General features: G+C 70.7%; 25 protein-coding genes. 18 read left to right on the top strand and 7 right to left on the bottom strand.

The window, feature by feature from the left end:
• Positions 1 to 843: a patatin-like phospholipase family protein gene (locus tag QT196_RS36125; protein WP_266736648.1), complete on the top strand. Its 843-nt coding sequence runs from the start codon at positions 1 to 3 to the stop codon at positions 841 to 843.
• Between the two features lie 65 nt (positions 844 to 908).
• A complete protein-coding gene (locus QT196_RS36130) occupies positions 909 to 1763 on the top strand; it encodes a fused MFS/spermidine synthase (RefSeq protein ID WP_266736650.1) in 855 nt (284 codons plus the stop codon).
• A gap of 36 nt (positions 1764 to 1799) precedes the next feature.
• On the opposite strand, the gene QT196_RS36135 is transcribed toward QT196_RS36130, so the two are convergent.
• Positions 1800 to 3074, bottom strand: coding sequence for an MFS transporter (locus tag QT196_RS36135; RefSeq protein ID WP_290356800.1), 1275 nt, complete (start codon positions 3072 to 3074; stop codon positions 1800 to 1802).
• A 247-nt stretch (positions 3075 to 3321) separates the two neighbouring features.
• Between QT196_RS36135 and QT196_RS36140 the strand changes: the two genes are divergently transcribed.
• Positions 3322 to 3777: a DUF4442 domain-containing protein gene (locus tag QT196_RS36140; RefSeq protein WP_085922194.1), complete on the top strand. Its 456-nt coding sequence runs from the start codon at positions 3322 to 3324 to the stop codon at positions 3775 to 3777.
• 226 nt (positions 3778 to 4003) lie between these two features.
• Positions 4004 to 4654 carry a DedA family protein gene (locus QT196_RS36145; protein WP_168482826.1) on the top strand — a complete coding sequence of 217 codons (651 nt, stop codon included), beginning with the start codon at positions 4004 to 4006 and terminating at the stop codon, positions 4652 to 4654.
• A 132-nt stretch (positions 4655 to 4786) separates the two neighbouring features.
• Here the strand turns inward: QT196_RS36145 and QT196_RS36150 are convergent, their stop codons facing one another.
• Positions 4787 to 4996 carry a hypothetical protein gene (locus QT196_RS36150; RefSeq protein ID WP_167536182.1) on the bottom strand — a complete coding sequence of 70 codons (210 nt, stop codon included), beginning with the start codon at positions 4994 to 4996 and terminating at the stop codon, positions 4787 to 4789.
• 101 nt (positions 4997 to 5097) lie between these two features.
• Positions 5098 to 7152, bottom strand: a complete 2055-nt coding sequence (locus QT196_RS36155; protein WP_266736654.1) for an AAA family ATPase — start codon at positions 7150 to 7152, stop codon at positions 5098 to 5100.
• A 295-nt stretch (positions 7153 to 7447) separates the two neighbouring features.
• Between QT196_RS36155 and QT196_RS36160 the strand changes: the two genes are divergently transcribed.
• The 9 genes from QT196_RS36160 (at position 7448) to QT196_RS36200 (ending at position 15492) form a co-directional block, all read left to right on the top strand.
• The gene (locus QT196_RS36160; RefSeq protein WP_168482828.1) at positions 7448 to 8440 is read left to right on the top strand and encodes an alpha/beta hydrolase-fold protein; all 993 of its coding nucleotides are present in this window, start codon (positions 7448 to 7450) and stop codon (positions 8438 to 8440) included.
• Between the two features lie 129 nt (positions 8441 to 8569).
• Positions 8570 to 8926 (top strand): DUF4333 domain-containing protein, encoded by a 357-nt coding sequence (locus tag QT196_RS36165; RefSeq protein WP_168482829.1) that lies wholly within the window; start codon positions 8570 to 8572, stop codon positions 8924 to 8926.
• Positions 8927 to 9364: 438 nt separating this feature from the next.
• Positions 9365 to 10600: an ATP-binding protein gene (locus tag QT196_RS36170; protein WP_168482830.1), complete on the top strand. Its 1236-nt coding sequence runs from the start codon at positions 9365 to 9367 to the stop codon at positions 10598 to 10600.
• Positions 10597 to 11010: a roadblock/LC7 domain-containing protein gene (locus QT196_RS36175; protein ID WP_168482831.1), complete on the top strand. Its 414-nt coding sequence runs from the start codon at positions 10597 to 10599 to the stop codon at positions 11008 to 11010. The genes QT196_RS36170 and QT196_RS36175 overlap by 4 nt, the downstream gene beginning before the upstream one ends.
• A complete protein-coding gene (locus tag QT196_RS36180) occupies positions 11007 to 11387 on the top strand; it encodes a DUF742 domain-containing protein (RefSeq protein ID WP_168482832.1) in 381 nt (126 codons plus the stop codon). The genes QT196_RS36175 and QT196_RS36180 overlap by 4 nt, the downstream gene beginning before the upstream one ends.
• Positions 11362 to 11952 (top strand): ATP/GTP-binding protein, encoded by a 591-nt coding sequence (locus QT196_RS36185; RefSeq protein WP_168482833.1) that lies wholly within the window; start codon positions 11362 to 11364, stop codon positions 11950 to 11952. Before QT196_RS36180 ends, QT196_RS36185 begins: the two co-directional genes overlap by 26 nt.
• 10 nt (positions 11953 to 11962) lie before the next feature.
• A complete protein-coding gene (locus tag QT196_RS36190; protein ID WP_168482834.1) occupies positions 11963 to 13321 on the top strand; it encodes a cytochrome P450 in 1359 nt (452 codons plus the stop codon).
• Between the two features lie 223 nt (positions 13322 to 13544).
• On the top strand, positions 13545 to 14678 hold the full coding sequence (locus QT196_RS36195) for a cytochrome P450 (RefSeq protein ID WP_290356444.1): 1134 nt from the start codon (positions 13545 to 13547) through the stop codon (positions 14676 to 14678).
• 52 nt (positions 14679 to 14730) lie between these two features.
• Entirely contained in the window at positions 14731 to 15492 is a 762-nt protein-coding gene (locus tag QT196_RS36200) for an enoyl-CoA hydratase/isomerase family protein (RefSeq protein WP_168482836.1), read from the top strand.
• Positions 15493 to 15570: 78 nt separating this feature from the next.
• On the opposite strand, the gene QT196_RS36205 is transcribed toward QT196_RS36200, so the two are convergent.
• Positions 15571 to 16110 (bottom strand): gamma carbonic anhydrase family protein, encoded by a 540-nt coding sequence (locus tag QT196_RS36205; protein WP_168482837.1) that lies wholly within the window; start codon positions 16108 to 16110, stop codon positions 15571 to 15573.
• A gap of 141 nt (positions 16111 to 16251) precedes the next feature.
• On the opposite strand from QT196_RS36205, the gene QT196_RS36210 reads away from it, so the two are divergent.
• Positions 16252 to 17016 carry an acyltransferase gene (locus QT196_RS36210; RefSeq protein WP_290356445.1) on the top strand — a complete coding sequence of 255 codons (765 nt, stop codon included), beginning with the start codon at positions 16252 to 16254 and terminating at the stop codon, positions 17014 to 17016.
• 41 nt (positions 17017 to 17057) lie between these two features.
• On the opposite strand, the gene QT196_RS36215 is transcribed toward QT196_RS36210, so the two are convergent.
• Positions 17058 to 17927 carry an EamA family transporter gene (locus tag QT196_RS36215; protein ID WP_266736666.1) on the bottom strand — a complete coding sequence of 290 codons (870 nt, stop codon included), beginning with the start codon at positions 17925 to 17927 and terminating at the stop codon, positions 17058 to 17060.
• A gap of 105 nt (positions 17928 to 18032) precedes the next feature.
• On the opposite strand from QT196_RS36215, the gene QT196_RS36220 reads away from it, so the two are divergent.
• The gene (locus QT196_RS36220; protein ID WP_168482839.1) at positions 18033 to 18605 is read left to right on the top strand and encodes a helix-turn-helix domain-containing protein; all 573 of its coding nucleotides are present in this window, start codon (positions 18033 to 18035) and stop codon (positions 18603 to 18605) included.
• Positions 18606 to 18648: 43 nt separating this feature from the next.
• Positions 18649 to 19206, top strand: coding sequence for a YbaK/EbsC family protein (locus tag QT196_RS36225; RefSeq protein WP_168482840.1), 558 nt, complete (start codon positions 18649 to 18651; stop codon positions 19204 to 19206).
• A gap of 108 nt (positions 19207 to 19314) precedes the next feature.
• Here the strand turns inward: QT196_RS36225 and QT196_RS36230 are convergent, their stop codons facing one another.
• Both QT196_RS36230 and QT196_RS36235 read right to left on the bottom strand, forming a co-directional pair.
• Complete coding sequence (locus QT196_RS36230) at positions 19315 to 19722, bottom strand: CoA-binding protein (protein WP_266736670.1); 408 nt, start codon at positions 19720 to 19722, stop codon at positions 19315 to 19317.
• Positions 19723 to 19896: 174 nt separating this feature from the next.
• Positions 19897 to 20679, bottom strand: a complete 783-nt coding sequence (locus QT196_RS36235; protein ID WP_266736672.1) for a type VII secretion system-associated protein — start codon at positions 20677 to 20679, stop codon at positions 19897 to 19899.
• Between the two features lie 263 nt (positions 20680 to 20942).
• Between QT196_RS36235 and QT196_RS36240 the strand changes: the two genes are divergently transcribed.
• Both QT196_RS36240 and QT196_RS36245 read left to right on the top strand, forming a co-directional pair.
• Complete coding sequence (locus QT196_RS36240; protein WP_168482843.1) at positions 20943 to 21569, top strand: YigZ family protein; 627 nt, start codon at positions 20943 to 20945, stop codon at positions 21567 to 21569.
• 85 nt (positions 21570 to 21654) lie between these two features.
• The gene (locus QT196_RS36245; RefSeq protein ID WP_248001487.1) at positions 21655 to 21840 is read left to right on the top strand and encodes a LuxR C-terminal-related transcriptional regulator; all 186 of its coding nucleotides are present in this window, start codon (positions 21655 to 21657) and stop codon (positions 21838 to 21840) included.
• The last annotated feature ends 125 nt before the right edge of the window (positions 21841 to 21965 follow it).

Consider the following 21965-nt stretch of genomic DNA (forward strand, 5'->3'; position numbering starts at 1 on the left):
ATGGCGGGTACGGCACTGGTCCTGGGCGGCGGCGGGCTCACCGGGATCGGCTGGGAGATCGGGATGCTGGCCGGACTGGCCGAGGCGGGCGCCGATCTCACCGGGGCCGATGTCGTCATCGGCACCTCGGCGGGCTCGATCGTCGGCGCCCATCTCACCTCCCGGCAGCTGTCCCTGGAGGAGATGTACGAACGCCAGCTCGCCGTACCGGAGGCCCACTCGGCCGCCCGTATGGGCCCGGCCGCCCTGGCCCGGTTCGCGGCCATCGCGCTGCGCTCCCGTGACACGGTCTCCTTCGGCGTCCGCATGGGCAAGCTGGCGCTCGCAGCCGGCACCCTCCCCGAGGCGGAACAGCGCGCGGTGATCGCCCGGACCCTGGGAATGACCGACTGGCCGGACCGGCGGCTGGTCATCACGGCGGTGGAGGCGTCGACGGGGGAGCGGACCGCGTTCGACGACACGAGCGGGGTGCGGCTGCTCGACGCGGTGGGCGCGAGCTGCGCGGTCCCCGGCATCTATCCGCCGGTCACCATCGACGGCACCCGCTGGATCGACGGCGGGGTGCACTCCACCGCCAACGCCGATCTGGCCGCCGGATACAGCCGGGTGGTGGTCGTCGCGCCGATGGCGGCCTCCGGTGGGCCGATCGCCGGACCGCGGGCGCAGGGCGAGCGACTGGCGCGCGGTGGCGCCCGGGTGTGTGTGATCACGCCGGACCGGGTGGCGAGGTCGGCGTTCGGCCGTAACGTCCTCGACCCGGCCAAGCGCGCGGACGCGGCTCGTGCGGGGCGCCGGCAGGCCGCCGCGCATGTGGCGGAGATCCGGCGGATCTGGTCGGACTGACCGGCCGGCCGGTGCCTGCGGCGACCGTGGCAGGGGCGCCCCGGCCGCACCGGCACAATGGGACGGTGGACGAAGCACCCGAGCCGATACCCGTCACCCGGACCGTGGACTGCGGCACCGCCAAGCTGCTGCCGGACGTCGACCGGCCCCGCGCCTGGCTGCTGACCGTGGACGGCGCACCGCAGTCGTACGTGGACCTCGACGCGCCCGCCCATCTGGAATTCGAGTATGTGCGGCGGCTGGCATACGTCCTGGACGAGGCGGCCGACCCGGGGCAGCCGCTCGACGTGCTGCATCTGGGCGGCGGGGCGCTGACCCTGCCGCGCTACCTCGCCGCCACCCGTCCGCACTCCCGGCAGGACGTCGTGGAAGCCGACCGCGGGCTGCTCGCCCTGGTCACGGAGCATCTGCCGCTGCGCGGCGACAGCGGGATCACCGTGCATCCGGAGGACGCCCGGACGGCGCTGGAGGCCGCGCCGGAGGACAGCGCCGATGTCATCGTGGCGGATGTCTTCGGCGGGTCGCGGGTGCCGGCCCAGCTCACCTCGGTCGAGTACGCACGGGCCGCCGCGCGGGTGCTGCGGCCGGACGGCTGCTATGCGGCGAACCTCGCGGACAGCGCCCCGTTCGCTTTTCTGCGCGGCCAACTCGCCAATTTCGCCACGGTCTTCGAGCATCTCGCGCTGATCGCCGAACCCTCGGTGCTGCGCGGCCGCCGGTTCGGCAACGCCGTGCTGCTCGCCTCGCCGGCGCCGCTCCCCGTCGCCGCCCTGGCCCGGCGGATGGCCGGTGACGCCTTCCCGGCCCGCGTCGAGCACGGCGCGGCGCTGCGCCGCCTGATCGCGAACGCGGCTCCCGTACGCGATGCCGAGGCGGTGGCGTCCCCGGTGCCGCCGGACGGCGCGTTCAGCGTGGGCTGACCTCGGCCCGCTGCGGCCCGTCGCCGCCGCGACCGGCTACTCCGCAGCCGCGGTGTCGGGTTCCGTGGCCCCGGCCGACACCCCGGCGACCGGCTCCGCAGTCGTACGCCGCGTCAGTCGCCGGACCTCGGGTACGCACAGCACCGCCGCCGTCAGCAGCACGATCACCGCCGTACAGCCCCACAGCGCAGCCGTCCGGCCGATGAGGTCCTGTACGGGGCCGGCCAGCGCGGTGGCCGGCGGGACCATGGCCAGCGACCCGAGCCAGTCGTAGGACGAGACCCGGGAGAACTTCTCCTCGGGGATCTCCTGGTGCAGCGCGGTCATCCACGTCACCGCGAAGACCTCGATGGCGATCCCGGTGCCGAACATGATCGCGGCGAGTCCGGCCACGGGCAGCGGGACGGCGAGCGCGGCGGACGGGAGGGCGAGCGGGAAGACACACAGAGCACCGGTCAGCAGCATGCGGCGGGGTCTCACCCGGGCCATCAGCAGGGCGCCGCCCACCGTGCCCACACCGAACGCGGCCAGCGCCAGCCCCCAGGGGCCGGGGCCGCCCAGATGCTGCTCGGCGACCAGGGGCCCGTAGACCGCCTCGGCGGCCGACACCACCGCGTTGACGAGGGAGAACTGCACCACCACCGCCCACAGCCAGGGCCGGGAGACGACCTCGCGCCAGCCGTCCCGCAGATCGTGCAGCATCCCGCCGCCGGGGGCCCGCTCGGGGACCCCGCTGACGTCGAGGAAGGCGCGCAGCGCCCCCGCGAGGGCGAAGGCGGCGGAGTCGACGGCCAGCACCCAGCCGGGGCCGACCGCGGCGACCAGCGCGCCGCCCAGTGCCGCGCCGCCGATGTTCGCGCCGTTCATGCCCATGCGGTACACGGCGAAGGCGCGTCCCGCCTGGTCGCCGGAGACGCTGGCGAGGACCATGCCCTCGGAGGCCGGCGCGAAGAACGCCTGCCCGGTGCCGCCGAGCGCGGCCAGCAGCGCCATCTGCCACAGCTGCGGCTCCCCGGCCAGTACGAGCAGCGCGAACAGGCCTTGGGAGACACAGCTGAGGGTGTTCGCGGCGACCATGACGCGATGCCGGGGGAGCCGGTCGGCGACCGCACCGCCGATCAGCAGGAAGAAGACCAGCGGGATCGTCCGCGCGGCGGCCACCAGGCCGACATCGGTGGCGGAGCCGCCGGCGGCGAGCACCGCGAACGCGCTCGCGATCAGCGCGCCGGAGCTGCCGAGGCTCGCGATCACCGTGGCGCCGGTGAGCAGCAGATAGTTGCGCCCCGCCCATGGGGGGAGTGACTTCACCACGACCGCACCGACCGGGAAGGTGCCGTGCCGGACCGCTTCCGGCTCGGGTCGTCCGGTCGGTGCACCGGGTGTGCCGGGCACGTCACCCGTCCGTCTCCGCTGTGTTGCTGTCCTGGCCACATGGGCGTCAACGATAAGGCGGGCGTGGGACGGGCAGCACCGGGTTATTGCCCGGCGTCCGGCGAAGCGCCGACCCGGGAAACGGCCGGCTCTTCCCACCTAAGCTACCGCTAGGTAACATGACCTCATGTCCTCCGAGACCCTGCCGTCGATCGGCGAAATGATGGCGGCATCCGTGCCGATGGCCCGCACCCTGAACCTCGAGTTCACCGAGACCACCGCCGAGCGCGCCGTGGTCCGCATGCCCGACCAGCCCGACTTCCACAACCACGTCGGCGGTCCGCACGCCGGCGCGATGTTCACCCTCGCCGAGTCGGCGAGCGGCGCCATCGTCATGGCGGCCTTCGGCGACCAGCTCGGCCGCGCGGTGCCGCTCGCGGTGCGCGCCGAGATCGGCTACAAGAAGCTCGCCATGGGGCCCGTCACCGCCACCGCGGAGCTGGGCCGGTCGGTGGCCGAGATCGTCGCCGAGCTCGACGCCGGCGAGCGCCCGGAATTCCCGGTGAACATCGCCATCACCCGCGAGGACGGCGCGGTGACCGGCGAGATGAGCATCGTGTGGACCCTGCGCCCCAATAAGTGAGCTGCCTCTCCATGAGGCCCTCACGGCCCGCCGTGCACCGCGCGGCGGGCCGTCGCCGTGTCCGGGCGCCAGATGTTGCGTAGCGCACGTGGATTCGGCCCCCGGGTGGCCCGATCGAGTACGCTTCCCGGGGCGCGCTGAGGTGTGCGCCAGGGGACTGATCGGCACGGTGTCACGGACGTCGGGCCACGGCCCACGGGGCCCTACACCAGCGGAGGAATCGGCGTTGCACATCCAGGAGTGGCTCGAGTCGGTACCGGCCGTGAGCGTCTACCTCCTGGTGGGGGTGGTCATCGGCCTGGAGAGCCTGGGCATTCCGCTGCCCGGCGAGATCGTCCTCGTCAGCGCGGCGATCCTCGCGGCGACCCAGGACCACATCAATCCGTTCGTGCTGGGCGCCTGTGCGACCGGTGGCGCGATCATCGGTGACTCCATCGGGTATCTGATCGGACGCAAGGGGGGCCAGCCCCTGTTGCACTGGGCCGGGCGCAAGTTCCCCAAGCACTTCGGCCCCGACCATGTCGCGATGGCCGAGGCGAAGTTCGACAAGTGGGGTATGTGGGCGGTCTTCTTCGGCCGTTTCATCGCGCTGCTGCGCATCTTCGCCGGCCCGCTCGCCGGTGTCCTCAAGATGCCGTACTGGAAGTTCCTGATCGCCAACGTCCTCGGTGGCATCGTCTGGGCCGGCGGTACGACCGCGCTGATCTACAGCGTGGGCGTCGTCGCCGAGGAGTGGCTCAAGCGCTTCTCCTGGCTCGGGCTGGTCGCCGCCCTGCTGTTCGGCCTCGGTTCCTTCCTCCTGATGAAGCACCGGGCGAAGAAGGCGGCCGCCGCCCGCGAGGCGGCGGAGAGCCCGGTCGCGGCAACGGTCGACTGACCGCGCGGCCGCTTCCCGCGGCTCGGCCCGTGGGGCGCAACTGCTGATGAACACCGGTAGTTGAACGCCCGAGCACGGCAACTCACCTACAGGCGATGCCCGTTCCGTGCGCTGACGGACGGGCATCGCGCGTCAGGGCATCAGCCAGACGTCGGGTCCGCCGTCACGCCATTCGAAGACGCCGGTGTCGTCCCAGACAAACGTGGTGGCGCAGAAACCGGCCCGGCGCAGGATCGCGGCCACGTCGCCAGGGCGCAGCGCCCGCCCCAGATCCTGTCCGTAGAGCGTCACACGGCGACCGCCGGTACAGGGCGGATGCACGATCACGGGGGCACGCTTCATACGCCCCAGCATGCGACCGTCACCGCACCCCCGCATCCCGCGCGCGACGGGATCATCACCCACCGTGTCCGCCTTCGGGGTGGCCCCCGGCTCCCCGTCCTTCATGGCCCTGTCCGCAGTCGCGAGAAGAACGGCTGCGGCGGTACGTCCGGCCCGCCGGGCCGCCACCACGGGGCCTTCTCGTCATGGTCCGGCGGCGGCTCCCCGTCACGCACCTCACGCCGCAGACCGGTCAGCAGATCGTGGGCCCCGGCGATGAACAGCGGGTCACCGATGAGCTTTTTGGCCGCCAGCGCCGCATGGCAGGCCCGGAGCGCCGCCGCCGGCTCCCCATGGGCGCGCTCGGTCGCGGCACAGGCATAGAGGACCGTCGAATACAGCCAGAAATCGCCGTCCGAGTGCCGGCTCTCCCAGGCACGACGCGCCGCGTCCCGGGCCCGCTCCGGGTCGGGCGACGACAGGGCGACGGCGAGCAGCGCCCAGCTGTGCGCGGGCCCCGGGCCGAACCACGGGTCCCGGGAACGGTGCCGGGCCGCCTCCTCCAGACAGGACACCGCCGCCGCGGTGTTCCCCCGGTACAGCGCCAGCACTCCGTGCGCATGCGCGATACGGGCCAGCCCGTCGGAGTCCGCATGCATCACGGCCGCCGACCACGCCTCGTCGAGCAGCGCCTCCGCGGCGCCGAGCGCGTGCTCCTGCGCCGCGAGGTATCCGGCCAGCCACAGCGCGCGGGCCCGCAGCGCGGTGTCGTCCCGGGAGAGCAGCAGCAGTCGGTCCAGATGCGCCCGCCCCTCGCGGCGGAAGCCGCAGGCCGCCCAGTGGAACCACAGCGATACCGCGATCTCCAGCGCGCCGAGCGCGTCCTCCGCGTCCTGTGGGGGCCGGGTCAGCGCCGCGTCGAGGTTGGCCTGTTCGTCTTCCACCAGCCGTACGGCGACCTGCTGGTGGGGGCCCTGCCAGGCGATCTGGGCCTCAGCCGCGAGCGCCGCGCAGGCCTGCCGGAACCGGCGCAGCGCCGCGGCCTCCTCGCCCGCCTCGCGCAGCTGGGTCCGCCCGAAGTCCCGGGCGGCGCGGGGGAGTCGGTAGCGCGGCGGCAGCGCCGTCCCGGTGTCTTCCTGCGTGCCCCCGGCGTCCCGTACGCGCTCCACGACCGACGCGGTGAGCAGCCGTTCCAGTGCGCCCTCGACCGCGGCCGCAGGAACGTCACAGCTGGTGCAGACACAACCGGCGAGCCAGGGATCGAAGTCGCCGGGCAACACAGAGAGCCGCGCCCAGACCCGCCGGTCGAGAGGCGAGCAGAGGGCGTAGCCAGCGGCCTGCGCGGCGTAGAGCGAGGTGTGCCGCACGGTCGCCGCCGGCCCCGAGTAGAACAGCGGACCGTCCGACCCCACCTGCGCCGCGAGCTGCGGCAACGACATCCGGTCCAGCTGCTGCGCGGCCAGCGCGATCGCCAGCGGCGAGCCCTCCAGCGCCTGGCACACGGCGACCAGGAGCTCCGGTGTGGCGGCCCCGGCCCGTGCGGCCAGCAGCTCGACGGCCGGCCCGGCGATCCCCTCGCCCAGCGTCACCGGAAGCGCCGTGATCGCGACGGTCCGCTCCTCGGGCAGCCCGAGCGCACCCCGCGCGGTCGCCACGATGCGCAGGGTGGGATCGGCCCGCAGCAGCCGGCGCACGAGCTGGGCGCATTCGTCGCGCAGCGGATCGCAGTCGTCCAGCAGCACGGTCGCGCGAGACCGGCGGCAGTGCGCGGCGAGCGCTGCAATTTTCGTATCGTCCGCCGGGGCGCGCCCTGTTGGGGCCTCCCTCGACTCAGCCCGGCCGTGCGCCGGTTCGCTGACGCGGGACGGGGCGGCCCGCCGGGCGAGGGCCGCCGTGGTGTCCCGGCGGGCGCTGTCCGCCGGCCGCGCCGCCCGGAGCAGCGCCGCCGCCAGCCCGCCCTCGGGCAGACCGTCCCAGCAGCCGACACGGAGGACCGTGCCGTCGTGCCGGGCGGTGTGCTCCTCCAGGACGGCGCGGGCCAGCACGCTCTTGCCCACTCCCGCGGCTCCGGTGAGCGTCACGAGCGGTGCGCTGCCCAGCAGCCCGGACACCAGCTCGTGCTCAACGGCCCGCCCCACTACGCCGGGCAGCGGCCGGCGATCGGCCCTCGCGGTCATCGGTCATCCCCAACCACGGCACAGCGCCGCGCCCTTCGGAATTGGAAACCCACCTTGCCAGAACCGACCGACCGGTAAACAACCCGTGGCCTCATCGAACGAGGGAAACCCGGCCGGTGTATTTGACGTGCCGGTGCGTCGTTGCGCGGAGTTGGGCGCGCGGACCACCAGGTCAGGGTGGCCGGAGGCGGCATCGGGGGCGCCGCGGGCGATCTTAAGGTGATGTCTTGCGATCGGCGGCTTGGTGGCAGCGTGACTGCCCGCGGCCGGCCGAGAAGCCAAGGAGAACGTCCCGATGAAGTGCCTGCGCGTCCGCGTTGCGGTGAGTGTGGCGGCCCTGGGCATGCTGGCCGGCTGCGGCGGCGGCCGGGACACCGTCCACGCCTCCGGCGTGCCGCAGCCGGCGGCCCATGCCGCGGACGCCCGCAACGGACAGCCCCGGGTGGTGCCGCCCCGCGGACCCCGCTCATCCTTCACTGCGTTCCGTCCGACCGGGGGAGGGAGCCGGGTCGTCACGACGAAGTGGCGCGGCCGCAAGTCCGGTTTCTCCGGCGACATCTGGGCCTGGGTGCCGCCGGAGTACCACCAGGCGCGCTACGCCCGGAGCGGCTTCCCGGTGCTGATCGCGCTGCCCGGCGCCTACGGCTTTCCGTTCAACTACTGGGCGGGGGACGCCTTCGCGCTGGAGGAGCGGATCGCGAAGTGGTCGCGGCAGGGCCGGACGCTGCCGTTCATCGTCGTGATGCCGGTGCTCAATCCGGGCCGTACGTACTACGACGGCAGTGACATCCCCGGGCAGCCCAAGATGGGCACCTGGCTGACCGAGGACGTACCGGATTTCGCGCGGGCCAACTTCCGTACGTACGACAGCCGTGACGGCTGGGCCTTCATGGGCTCCTCGTCCGGTGGCTTCGCCGCGCTGAAGGCCGTCCTCAAGGAGCCGCAGAAGTTCAAGGCGGCCGTCGTCAACGGCCCTGACACCGCGCCGGATTCACCGCTGTGGCAGGGGCACCCGGCCGAGATGCGCGCCAACGACCCACGCCACCTGGCCCGGCGGCTGGCCGCGCGCAAGGGCTTGCCGGTCTATCTCGCCTTCGAGCTCGGGAGCAAGGAGGCGGCGGTGCCCGATGTGAAGCGCTTCATCAGGGACTACACCGGCGGGCCGGTCCACTCCACGCTCTTCGAGATACCGGACGGCGTGCACAGCGGGCACACCTACATCCGGCGGATGGCCGAGTCGCTGCACTGGATCAGCCGGCGGATGCGGGGCCCCGTACCGTCCGCGTGACGCACCGTCGGCCGGCCGGGCGCACGACGGGGGCTCCTGTTGCCGGAACCGGGCCACCGGCAAGAATTGTCCGTGACCCGGCCCGTGGGCACGGCCGGTGTCCGTGTGGTGCCCACGGGAAGGAGAACTGTGCGGAATCTGCGAGCTGTCGGCCTGCTGCTGGCCGGTACGGCTCTGCTGGCAGGCAGTTTCACGGCGGGCAGCCGGTGGCTGATGGACCGGGACGCGACCAGTGAGGTGGACGGGACGTCCGATGCCGTCCCGCGTGACGAGATCGCCCGCTCGATCTCGGGCCATCTGTCGCTTCCGGTGATCCCCAGGGGACCGCGCTCGGTCGACTGCGCGAAGGACCTGCGGGCAGTCAAGGGGGCCCGGACCCACTGCACGGCCCACTATCTGCGGGGCACCGACCGGGACATGACCGTACGGGTCGTACGGGTCCGCGGCGGCGAGATCACCTACGTCCATGACGCGCCCCATCGCTGACCTTTGCTGATCGCAGTTGCACGTTGCGTTCGCGATGGCAGCAGGGTCAGCGCATCAACGGTCCGTCAGGAAGCGGGCGGACCGGTTGCGCCGCCAGGACCGGCATCGTTGCCCAATGAACCCAAACTGGGCCTTTGTTGAATCCGCTTCAGATGCCGCAAGTGCTCAGATCGCCGTTGGACGGCGGGTGTTGCTGTGATGCTAAGATCATCGCACTTGCCAACCGGGTAGTCACCTGCTAAGGCAAGAAAGAAATTCCGCGCATTGGCCTAAGAAAACCGCCACCCCGGGGAGAACTATGCCATTAGCCGGCCCTTCGATGGCTTTCTGGCAGGCAACTGTGCGCGGCCGTACACGTATGTCTGGGGCCGTGGGTGATTCTCTACGTCGCAGCCAGGCATACGACACCTGGTGGATCCGTCATCCGAAGAGAGTCCTATGACGCAATATTTCCAGGATCCAGCTTTCTGGGGATTGATCGCTGGTACCCCTGTTGCTGCAACCGCGGTGATTCGCGGCAGAATGAAGATCGCGGATCTTCGAAAAGAAAAGGCTGAGCTCAAGCAGCACTACGCTAATCTTGAAGATCACTACACGGAGGCCGTCGAAGAGGCCAAGGACCGGGCCGAAGAGGCCACGAAGACGACCCTGAAGTCCGCCATGCGGACCCTCCAGGGGCTGGCGAGCGAACAGCAGCTGGCGATTTCCAAGCTTCAGGATACCTATGGCGAGCACAAGATCCTTCAGGATCTGCTCGACATCGACCACATGAACTCGCAGTTCGCGCGACGGGCCCAGTCCATCGCCGTGCTCTGTGACGGCTGGCTCGGCCGGCGCCGGAACAACGCCTCGCTCTACGATGTGGTCCGCAGCGCCAAGGGCCGTATTCGCCATTTCACCCGCGTCGAGATCCGGTCGCAGAGCAATGTCGCCATCGTGAGCCGCGCGGTGGAACCGGTTGCGCTGGTGCTTGCCGAACTGCTGGACAACGCGACCAGCTATTCGGCGCCGGAAACGATGATCGAGATCAATATCCGGCCGGTGCCCAAGGGCGTCTGCATCATCGTCGACGACGCCGGTGTCGGTATGAACGAGGAGGAGAAGTCCCGAGCCGCTCAGCTGCTGTCGAGCGAGAACTCGGCCAGTGTCTCCAGCCTCGGTAATCCACCGCAGTTCGGATTCACGGTCATGGGTGTGCTCGCCGCCCGCTACGGCTTCACCGTATCGGTGGATTCGACCTCTCCCTACGGTGGCGTGCGCGCGGTCGTCCTGCTCCCCGACGATCTACTGACGTCTCTGCACGAGCCCGAGGAGAGCCCTGTCGTGGCCGCGTCCGCTCCGTTGCCGCCTGAGAACGCCCCTGGTCAACCGGCCCATGGCGCCCCGGCGTCGGCCGTACCCGGATACCCGCCGGCCCGCCCCCCGGCTCCGGGACCGCCGCCGCCTCTGGGACAGCCGACCGGTGCCCGGCCGGCTCCCGAGACCACGGCCGGCGGTCTGCCGAAGCGCCGCCGCCGCGGGGCGATTTCCATTGTGCCGACCGAATCCGAGAGCACGGAAACCCCGGTGCGTGACAGCGCAAGGGCAGCGTCCGTCATGGGCGCATTCCAGCGCGGCACGCAGTCCGGCCGACGTTCCACCAATGCAAGCAGTGAAGGGCCTGAGGTTCAGTGAACTACGATCTGTCGTGGATGCTTGACAGTGCTCTGGAATTGCCGGAAGCACAGCATGCCATCCTCGTCTCCGCGGACGGTCTGCTCATGGCCCGTTCGAAGGATGTCGGCCGGGACCACGCCGATACCGTTGCCGCGGCCATGAGCGGAATGCAGTCGCTGAGCCGTACGGTCGCCGACTTCTGCCACGGTGGCGCAACCGCCAATCGGCCGCAATGGCGGCAGACACTCGTTGAGTTCGACCACGGCTGGGTCTTTCTGATCTCGGCCGGCGAAGGCGCCTATCTCGCGGTTTCGGCGTCGCCCGATGTCGACATGGCGGAGATCACGTTCCGTATGCAACAACTGGTGGGCCAGCTCGGTAAGGCACTGACCAGTCCGCCTCGTGAGAGGGCTGATATTCAGCCATGACCACTGACGACGAGCCGGAGCTGGAACACGAAGCAGCGGAATTAGTACGGCCGTACGTCATCACCAACGGCCGCGATCTTCTTGACGGCAATGACTTCTCGCTGATCACCCTGGTCACCGTGCAGGCGGAACCGCCCCGCACGAAACCGCTCGATCCGGAGAAGCTCAGCCTGCTGGAGCTGTGTTCGGGGGGTTTCCTCTCGATCGCCGAGATAGCTGGGCACACCCGGCTCCCGGTGGGCGTCGTCAAGATTCTGGTGTCCGATCTCGCGCGCGAGGGATATCTCTTCTCTCGCGCGCCCATACCTACCGCTCAGCTTGTCGACCGGCAAATCCTAGAGGAGGTGCTGAATGGGCTCCAGGCTCGCTTTGGATGACGGTGTGTACCTGCGCAATTCAGTGCAGACCGCGGCAAAGATCCTCGTGGTCGGACACTTCGCCGTGGGGAAGACGACATTCATCGGGACCATGTCCGAGATTCCGCCGCTGCGGACCGAAGAGATAATGACCCAGGCGGGCGCCGGAATTGACGACCCGAAAGGCGCGCCCAACAAGACCACGACCACGGTCGCCATGGACTTCGGCCGGCTCACGCTCAGCGAGGAGCTGGTCCTCTATCTGTTCGGAACGCCCGGCCAGCAGCGCTTCGTTCAGGTGTGGGAGGACATGACACGTGGTGCGCTCGGGGCGCTGGTCCTGGTCGACCCCGAGCGGCTCGACGAGTCGTTCCCTGTCATGGACCTGGTGGAACACTACGGAATCCCCTACGCCATCGCCGTGAACCGCTTCGACGGGACGCCCTCGCACTCGCTCGACGAGATCCGGGAAGCTCTGGACCTGCTTCCCGAGACGCCTGTGGTCAGTTGTGACGCACGGGACCAACGTTCCTCGGCGGATTCACTGATCGCACTCGTCCGATATCTCCAGTCCCGCCTCAACTAGGAGTTCAGGCATGCAATCTCACTCGGAATTCCAGAGCCCACCGCCCGGCTGCCCCGCGCACGCCGGCGGCCAAAGGGCGTCCCTGCACGGGCCGGAGTTCGCCGCCGCGCCGGACGCTTTCTACGACATGCTGCGGCAGTACGGCCCCACCGCGCCTGTCGAGCTGGCTCCCGGAGTGGAGGCCGAACTCGTCACGGAGTACGCCACGGCGCTCCATGTCCTGCAGAACCCGGACACGTTCGCGCGCGATTCCCGCCGCTGGCGCGCGCTGAACGAGGGGCGTGTTCCGATGGACAGCCCCGTGCTGCCGATGATGATGTACCGGCCGAATTGCATGTTCTCGGACGGCGCGGACCACCTGAGGCTGCGTCAGGCCGTGACCGAGAGCTTCGGGCGCCTGGACATGCACCGGGTGAGCAGGCATGTCGACCGCGTCGCGGCGTACCTCACCGACCAGTTCAGTGCCCGCGGCAAGGCCGACCTGATCAGCGACTATGCGCAGCTGCTGCCGCTGCTGGTCTTCAATGATCTCTTCGGCTGCCCGGCGGAGATCGGTGACCGGTTGATCAGTGCCATCTCCAACCTCTTCGACGGGATCGATGCGGAGCGGGCCAACGAGGTCATGGCGGGCGCCCTGTTCGAGCTGGTCGCGCTGAAGCGCGTCACGCCGGGCGAGGACATCACCTCCTGGCTGATGCAGCACTCGTCGCGGCTGTCGGACGAGGAGATGGTCCATCAGCTCGCCCTGCTCATCGGGGCCGGCACCGAGCCGGTACAGAACCTCATCGCCAACGCCCTGCGGCTGCTGCTGTCCGACGAGCAGTTCGCGGGCGGCGGTGGCGATCTCCTCGTCGAGGACGCCATCAACGAGGTGCTGTGGAACAGCCCGCCGATAGCCAACTACGCCACCCACTACCCGGTGCACGAGGTGGAACTCTCCGGGAACAAGCTGGCAGCCGGAACCCCGGTGCTGGTCAGCTTCGCGGCGGCCAATGGTGACCCCAGCCTGTCCGCGACCCGGCAGACGTTCAGCAAGCGGGCCCATCTGGCCTGGGGAGCCGGGCCGCATGCCTGCCCGGCGAAGGACCCCGCGATGCTGATCTCCATACGGGCGATCGAGAAGCTGCTGAACACGCTGCCCGACATCGAGCTGGGCGCGCCGGCCGAGACGCTGACCTGGCGGCCCGGCCCGTTCCACCGGGCGCTCAACGCGCTGCCTGCGCGCTTCACTCCCGTACGCAGCGAGCGGCGGGGCCCGCAGTCCGGCGCGGCGGCCGGCCCGGGTGGGGATGCCCGTAACCAGGGGCAGCAGAACAAGCCGCAAAAGGGAAGCTGGTGGAGCGGATTCCTCAGCTGGTGGCGGGTGTGATGTTCACGACAGCTTGAATGTCCGTGCATCGCATGAACGTTCGGCGGTAGGGGTATGCAGGGCAGGCGACTTATTCAGTGATCTTCCGAAAGAAGGTGTCGCCTTGCAGCCCGCTCTGGCCGCTGCCCCCATTGACCGACGCAGTGTGGTTTCGCTTTTCTCCCGTCTGCGCACGGCCGATGGCCAGTCGAATTCCTTGCCGTTGTACGCGAAACTCAGGGCGATGGGGGATATCGTTCAGGCGCCCTGGGGAGGGTATTTGGCGACCTCGTACGGGCTGTGCCATCAGCTTTTGCGAAGTAGATCCTGGCGGGTCCCGGACAGTGCCTGGCGGGCCCGCCAGGACGATGTGGCCCGCTGGAACGCCTCCGCGTCACGCCAGATGGGCGACACGCTGCCGATGCTCAACCCACCGCACCACACGCGGGTGCGGCGCTCGCTGGGCAACGTTTTCGACCGTAAATCCCTGGCCGACATGAAGAGTTCGGTCGAGCAGACGACAAGTCGGCTGCTCGACCGTTTCGAAGAAGAACTCGTGTACGGCCAGGCTGATTTCTGCGCCCTGGTCAGTGAAGAACTTCCGGTGATCACCATCGGCGAATGGCTGAAGGTTCCGCCCGCCGACTTTGGGCTGCTGCGTTCGCTCACCCATGACCAGGTGTACACCCAGGAATTGTTTCCGACGCCGAGCCAGCTCGCCCTCTCCGATGAATCGACCCGCCAATTGCGGGAGTATTTCACTGCCCTGGTGAGTGAACGAAGGCGAAAACCGGGAGATGATCCGGTTTCTTCGTGGCTGCGCGTCTGGGACGCACAGGAGCCCGACCGGGAAGCCGCCGACGAGGCCGTCTACTCCCTCACGCTGTTCATGGTCCTGGCGGCGCTGGAGACGACCGCACATGTCCTGTCGAGCGCGGTCCGGCTGCTCCTGGAGCACCCCCGCCAGCTGAACTGGCTGCGGGCCCACCCCGAGCAGATACCGGACGCGGTCGATGAGGCGCTCCGCTACGACGCCCCGATCCACATGATCAGCCGGGTGGCTCCCGAGGACACCGAACTCGCCGGGGTGACCGTCCGCAAGAACGAGATGGTGCAGCTCATGGTCGGCGCCGCCCATCACGACCCGAACCACTTCGCCGCCCCGGAGGACTTCGACATCCACCGTCGGGCGTCCCATCTCGCCTTCGGCGGGGGAATTCACTACTGCCTGGGCAACGCGCTGGCCCGTATGGAGGCGGACTGCCTGCTCACCGGGCTGCTGGAGCGGCTGCCGGGGCTGCGGATCAGCGCTCCGCCCGTCTGGGAGCCGCGGGTGGCCTTCCGCCGCATGATCACACTTCCGGTTGTCCGTGGCTGACATCGGCAGGCACCGGTCTCCCGCACAGCGGAACAACGAAACAAGGAACCCCATGATCCACGACTTCAAGTCCCTCCTCGTGACGCAGGAAGGGCCTGTTCTCTCGGTGCAGTTGAACAGCGCCGAGACCGGAAACGCCCTCTGCGGTGAGATGCTCGACGAGCTTCTCGCCGTACTGGGCGCCCTGGACGACGACTCCGGTATCAGGGTCCTGGTCTTCTCCGGCGCGGGCGAGGACTTCTGTCTGGGCGGTGACCGCGCGGAATTCCCCGCTCTGCTCGCCGAGGACCCCAGTGGTGTGGGGCTGCGCGCTCTGGGCAACAAGGCGCGCCGGGTGTGCGATGCCCTGGCGAGCACCGACGCGGTGACCATCGCGCGGCTGCACGGCGGGGTGGTTGGGGCCGGGGTGGGGCTGGCGGTCTTCTGCGATCTGCGGGTCGGCGCGGACACCTGCCGCTTCCGGCTGCCGGAGCTGGGGCTGGGGGTGCCGCCCGCCTGGGGCGGCATCATGCCGCGGCTGCTGCACGAGGTGGGCACGGCGCGGATCCGTGAGCTGATATTGACCGCCGACACCTTCGACGCCACGACCGCGCAGGAGCTGTCCATCCTGCACAAGGTCGTCCCGGAGGAGCAGCTCGACCGTGCCGTCACGCAGTGGATCAAGCCGCTGGTCCGCCGTTCCCCGTCGGCTCTGCGGACCGCGAAGCTGATGCTGAACGCCTACACCAACGTCAACCGCCTCGCGGACGCCACCCTGTTCGACGCCGAGCTGCTGTCCTCCGCGCTGACCGTCGCCGCCTCCACCCGGCGCTGAGCCGCTCGGCCGCGGCGCGGGTCCGTCCCACGGCCCGCGCCGCGGCGGCCCGGCCCCGCGCCGTCCGCGCGGTCCGGCTCAGTCCTCGGCGCCCGCGACCGCTTCCCGGTGCTGTGCCGCCAACTCCAGATACATGACCGCATTGAGCTTGATGGTCTCGCGCTCCTCGTCGGTCAGCTGCCGCTTGACCTTCGCCGGCACCCCGGCGACCAGCGAACCGGGCGGGACCTGCATGCCCTGGGGGACCAGCGCCTGCGCGGCGACCAGCGAACCGGCGCCGATGTGTGCGCCGTTCAGCACCGTGGCACCCATGCCGATCAGCACATCGTCCTCGACGGTGCAGCCGTGCAGCACCGCGTTGTGCCCGACCGAGACCCGCGCGCCGACGGTCACCGGGAAGCCGGGATCCACATGGACCGTGCAGTTGTCCTGGATGTTGCTGTCGGCGCCGAGCACGATCGGGCCGCAGTCCGCCCGCAGCACCGTGTGATACCAGACGCTGCTGCCCGGAGCCATCGTGACCTCGCCGAGCACGACGGATGTCGGGGCGGTGAACGCCTTCTGATCGATGTTCGGTTCCTTGCCGCCCACCGGTGAAATCAACGCCCGTGCCGTCATCCTGGACCTCCTCGTCGTAGTGGGCCGCGCCGACAGCACCGTAGACGACGGGCGCGGTGCCGGGCGGTGCCGGGCGCCGGTGGGGCGAAGATCACAGCCCGTGGCGGGGCTGTCCGGGCGCGGGCTGAGTACGGTGTGCGGGTGCCGATATACCAGAACGTGTTCTCGTCTGTCGCGGCCTGGCGGCGCCGGGCCGTGTCGCGCGCCGTCCACCGTGGCGCGCGCTGGGTGCGCGAGACCGCGGCCGTGACGGCCGAGCGTCCGGGCCCGTACCGCTTCCGCCGGATCGGCACCGGCACCCGGCTCGCCTACCCGCAGGGCACGGTCTTCGGCGACCCGTGGATCGAGCTCGGCGACCACTGCATCATCGCCCAGGACGTGACGCTGACGGCGGGCATGATGCCGGACCTCGATCTCGGTGCGGAGCCGATCCTCACGCTGGGAAACGGTGTGGTGCTGGGCCGCGGCAGCCATGTGATCGCCGATGTCCGGCTGACGATCGGCGATGACTGCTTCTTCGGCCCGGGTGTCTATGTCACCACCACCAACCACAGTTATGACGACCCCGAGGTGCCGGTCGGAAAGCAGTGGCCGCGCAGCGAACCGGTCGTCATCGGCCCCGGCAGCTGGATCGGGACCGGTGCGGTGATCCTGCCCGGGGCGCGGCTGGGCCGGAATGTGGTGGTCGCGGCCGGTGCGGTGGTGCGGGGTGAGGTCCCCGATCACGCGGTGGTCGCCGGTGCGCCCGCCCGGATCGTCCGCCGCTGGGACGCCCGGCAGGGCTGGCAGCCGCCGCTGCGCACCCCGGCGCCGGTGCCGATCCCCGAGGGCGTCACCCCGGAGCAGCTGGTCGCGCTGGAGGAGTGGCAGGCGGCGGAGAGCGGCGAGGCGTACGAGACGTCCTGACCCGGCGTCAGGTGTGGCGGGCCGCTGCCGGCCCGCCGCGGTCAGCCGCCGGAGGCGAGCAGGGCCGAGCCGACCAGGGCGAGGGAGGCGCCGGCCGTCTGGATGGCCCGCAGCCGCTCCTTGAGGATGCCGAGTGCGGCGAGCGTGGTGACGACCGGGTAGAGGGAGGCGAGCACCGCCGCCATGGTGACCGGTCCGCTCTGGGCGGCGAGGGCGTAGGTGCCGTTCGCGGCGACATCGGCGATACCGACGAAGCCGAGTGCGGGCAGCGCGTCCCGGAAGGCCGGGAGTCCGCCCTCGGGCAGGGCCGGAGTGCCGCGCCGCATCGACACGTACAGCGCGACACCGCCGACGGCGACATTGCACAGCCGCTGCACGAACAGGGCGAGAAACAGCCCGGTCACGGTCGTCGACGCCTCCGAGATCAGCGCCATCACCGCGCCGAAGCCGAACGCCGAGATCACCGTCAGCACGATCGTCCGGCGGGCCACGGAGGCGCCGCTGATCCGCGGGCCGCCGGCCAGCACGACGCCGACCACGGCCACCAGCATGCCGGTGACCTGGAGCAGGCCCGGCCGCTCACCCGCCACGATCCCGACGCCGAGCGGGACCAGCACGGTGCCGAAGGACGCGAGCGGGGAGACCACGCCCATCGGGCCGAGCGCCAGCGCGCGGTAGAAGCAGAGCAGGGCGACGGGCCCCACGACGCCCGCGGCGACCGCGAACCACAGCTGCGGTCCGGCCTCCCGCCAGCCGCCGGTGGCCAGCACGATGGCGCCCAGTGCGACGGCGGCCAGGGCCTGGGAGACCACCACTACGGTCAGCGCCTGGAGCCGTCGGGTGAGCAGTCCGCCGCCGAAGTCGGCGAGCCCCCAGAGAAGACTGGTGGCCAGGGCGAAGACCGCTGTCATGGTGAAACCTCGCAGTACAGTGAACCGGACGCTGAAGTACACCACACCGTAGTGCAGCAGGCTGTACTGGGGTATCGAATATATTGGCCTCGACTTGGACGGACCGTGACGGATCTCGACCAGCTCACCCAGTCGCTCGCCCGCAATCTCAAGCACTGGCGCGCCGAGCGCGGCTTCACGCTCGATGCGCTGGCGGCCCGCGCCGGTGTCAGCCGCGGCATGATCATCCAGATTGAGCAGGCCCGTACGAACCCCAGCGTGGGGACCACTGTCAAGATCGCCGACGCGCTCGGCGTCAGCATCACCACGCTCCTCGACTACGAACAGGGCCCGCAGGTACGCATCGTGGCCCCGCAGGAGGCGGTCCGGCTCTGGTCCACCGACGCCGGCAGCTTCACCTCGCTCCTGGTAGGCGCCGAGGCACCCGGACCGTACGAACTGTGGGACTGGCGGCTGATGCCCGGCGACAGCAGCACCTCCGATCCGCATCCGCCGGGCACCGTCGAACTGCTGCATGTCCGGGCCGGCACGCTGACGCTGGTCGTGGACGGCGTGGAGCACGAGGTGACCGCCGGCGCCTCGGCGACCTTCGAGGCCAAGGTCGCGCACGGCTACCGCAACGACGGCTCCGAACCGGTCGAGATGACCATGTCGGTGATCATCCCGCCCGTCCGCTGAGACGGCCCGCCACCGGCCCGCCCAGGCTGTTAGCTTGGCGGGCATGCCCGTCCCGATGGATGCCTTTGACGAGGTCCGGCCCGCTGTCGAGTGCCTGGACCTGCTGCCCGATCCGGTGGCCGCCGCGATCCGTTCCTGGGGCGGCTCCGTACCCGTCGAGGAGCTGCGCCACGTCGACACGGATCCGGCGATCGCGGACACCGCGCTGCTCGTCGAGCGCCACGGCCCCTGGCTCCTGGAGCAGTCGGCGAACTGTGTGGTGGTGGCCGGCAAGCGCGGCGGCGAGACCACCCTGGCCGCCTGTGTCGTCCTCTCGCACACCCGCGTCGACGTCAACGGGGTGGTGCGTCGTCAACTGGGCGCTCGCAAGGCGTCGTTCGCGCCCATGGACAAGGCGGTCGGCGACAGCGGGATGGAGTACGGCGGGATCACCCCGATCGGCCTGCCCGCCGACTGGCCGCTGTTGGTGGACGCCGCCGTCGTCGACACCCCCTACGCCCTGATCGGCAGCGGCAGCCGCCGCGGCAAGCTCATCGTGCCCGGCAAGGCGCTGGCCGAACTGCCCGGCGCTACGGTCCTGGACGGACTGGGGATCGCCTGAACACCGGGCGCCCGGCCGGTCCGTACGGGACGGCAGCTCGCGTCACGTCCCCGACGGGACCGCGGCTCGCGTCACGCTCCCGCACGGACACCCGCCGCGCCCCCCTGCTCAGCCCAGACGCGGCAGTTCGATCGCCGGACAGCGGTCCATCACCATCTCCAGACCCGAGTCGCGCACCCGGCCCCAGGCCGCCTCGTCGACCACCCCGAGCTGGAACCACACGGCCTTCGCCCCGACCGTCACGGCCTCATCGGCGACCGGGCCCGCCAGCTCGCTGTTGACGAAGACATCGACCACATCGACGGGAAAGGGGATCGCGGAGAGCGAGGGATACCCCTGCTCGCCATGGACGCGCTCGGCCTTGGGATGCACCGGCACGATCCGCTTGCCGTAGCGCTGGAGCACCTCCGCGACACCGTGCGCCGGGCGCTGCTCGTTGTTGGACAGGCCCACGACCGCCCAGGTGTCGCCGAGCTCGGTCAGGATCCTGCGGATCGTGCTGGGGTCGCCGTACACGCACTGCCTCCTGCGGATGGAAGGGTCCTGTGCCGCTCAACGGACGGCGTGACCCGGAGATTCCCGTCGCGGGAGACGACAACGCCGCCGGTGTGCGGCGGCCGGTGCGCGCTGTAATGGCAGACGCCCCGCCCGAAGGGGAAGACGGGCGGGGCGGGTCTTCTGCGCGGTGGTTCAGTTCGCGCCGCGGGCCATTCCGCTGCCGGCCATACCGGCCCCCACCACGGTGCTGCCCTTCGCGGCACGGGCCGGTTTGCCGATCCCCCGGCCGCTGCCGACGGGCTCGGCCCCGCCGGCCCCGGTCCCCGGCCGAGGCGCCACGGGAGCGGCCGATTCCCGCGCCTCCGTCCCGGACACCCCGGCCAGCGCCGCGCGCAGCTCCTCGGTGTCCACCAGCATGCTCACCGGCCCGGTCGGGTTGAGGTACAGGGCATGCCCCGGCGGCAGCTGCTCGACGAGGTCGGCCACCGGCCGGCGGTCGTACAGCAGCCGGCCCACCGATTCGAGGTAGCTCTGCGAGGTGTAGACCGGGATCACCGGGGTGCCCTCGGGTGAGGCGGCGGCCAGTGGTGAACCGGTCGCGGTCACCAGGACGGAGACCTCCGCGCGCGCCAGCGCCTCCGAGACGTCCTGCCCCGGCCCGTAGCCGGTCGCGGCGAGCTGAAGCGCGCCGTCGACCGCGTCCGTCGGCTCGGACCAGTCCAGCATCTGGGGCGACGGCCGGTACTCCGGATTGTCCCGCCACTCCTCGATCTCGCCCGTGGGACCCGACCGCCACTGGCCGATCAGCGCCCAGAGCGGGGGCGGACCCTCTCCCCGCCAGGTCAGATCCACCATGGCCAGCCAGTGGTCGGGCGCCGTGCGTGCCGCCTCGATGACCTCCGGCGGGGGCTCGGGCATCTCCTCGCCCGTCACCGGTACGCCCGCCGTCATCGCCGACTGTGTGCTCTCTTCCATGCAGCCCTCCGCAAACCCGCCGTTCCTACCTGTACGAGCGGGGCCCCGGAAACACGAGGCTCTCGCACCGCCCTCACAGTGCCCACGGGCAGCGCGGACGTCTCCCCGACGCACCGTGCGGACGGGGCGGGTACGCCGCGTGGCCGTGCGGACTGCGCCCGTACGGCGGACCCCCGCGCCCTTACGGCGGACACCCCCGCGCGGCGCGGGCCACCGGTACCGGCCGCTGTCCGGCTGTCACCGGGGCCGCATAGGCTGGTCCGATGCAGGAGCAGTACCGCACGCTCGCGCGCGAGGGTGTCCACGAGATCGAGATCAACAAGTCCCGCTTCCTCTGCGCGCTCGCGCCCGTCGCGACCGAGACCGAGGCCCAGGACTTCATCGCGCGCATCCGCAAGGAGCACCCCACCGCCCGCCACCACTGCTTCGCCTACGTCCTGGGCGCCGACGGCGGCATCCAGAAGGCGAGCGACGACGGCGAGCCCGGCGGCACCGCGGGCGTGCCGATGCTTCAGATGCTGCTCCGCCGCGAGGTCCGCTTCGTCGTCGCCGTCGTCACCCGCTACTTCGGCGGCGTCAAGCTCGGCGCCGGCGGCCTCATCCGCGCGTACGGGGGCGTCGTCGGCGAGGCGCTCGACACCCTGGGCACGGTCACCCGCCGGCGCTTCCGGCTGGTCACGGTCACCGTCGACCACCAGCGGGCCGGCCGCCTGGAGAACGACCTGCGCACCACCGGCCGCACGGTGCGAGAGGTGACCTACGGCGCGGAGGTCCGCATCGAAATCGGCCTGCCGGAGACCGACCTGGACACCTTCCGCGCCTGGCTCGCGGACACCACGGCGGGCACGGCACGGCTGGAACTGGGGGGCGAGGCTTATGGGGAGGCCTGATTCGGCGGGCTTGGTGCGCGCGGGGGTCGGGATTGCCGCCCAGGGCTGACCCCCGCTGTGTCGGGGCGGCGCACCACTCCCGGCCGTGGCTACCCGCCGGCAATCGCCGCCAGCATCTTCGTACGGGCGGCTGTCCAACGCCGAGATCGGACGGGAACTGGCCATGAGCGAAGGCACGGTGAAGGCCCATGTCAGCCGTGCGCTGGCGAAACTGAATCTGGCCAACCGGGTGCAGATGGCGCTGCTGGTCCGTGATGCGGGCTTGACGTAGGCCCGCATGTAGCCGTCGGGGCGGGGCGGCAGAAGCTCTGGGGAAGACAGCGGGCGTGCGGTCCGCGACACGGGTCGGGCTGAACAACTGCGGACATCTGCACCGGCCACGGATGCAAGAATGAG

This window comes from Streptomyces sp. P9-2B-2 (assembly GCF_030406865.1).
In the GTDB taxonomy this organism is placed as follows: Bacteria; Actinomycetota; Actinomycetes; order Streptomycetales; family Streptomycetaceae; genus Streptomyces; species Streptomyces platensis.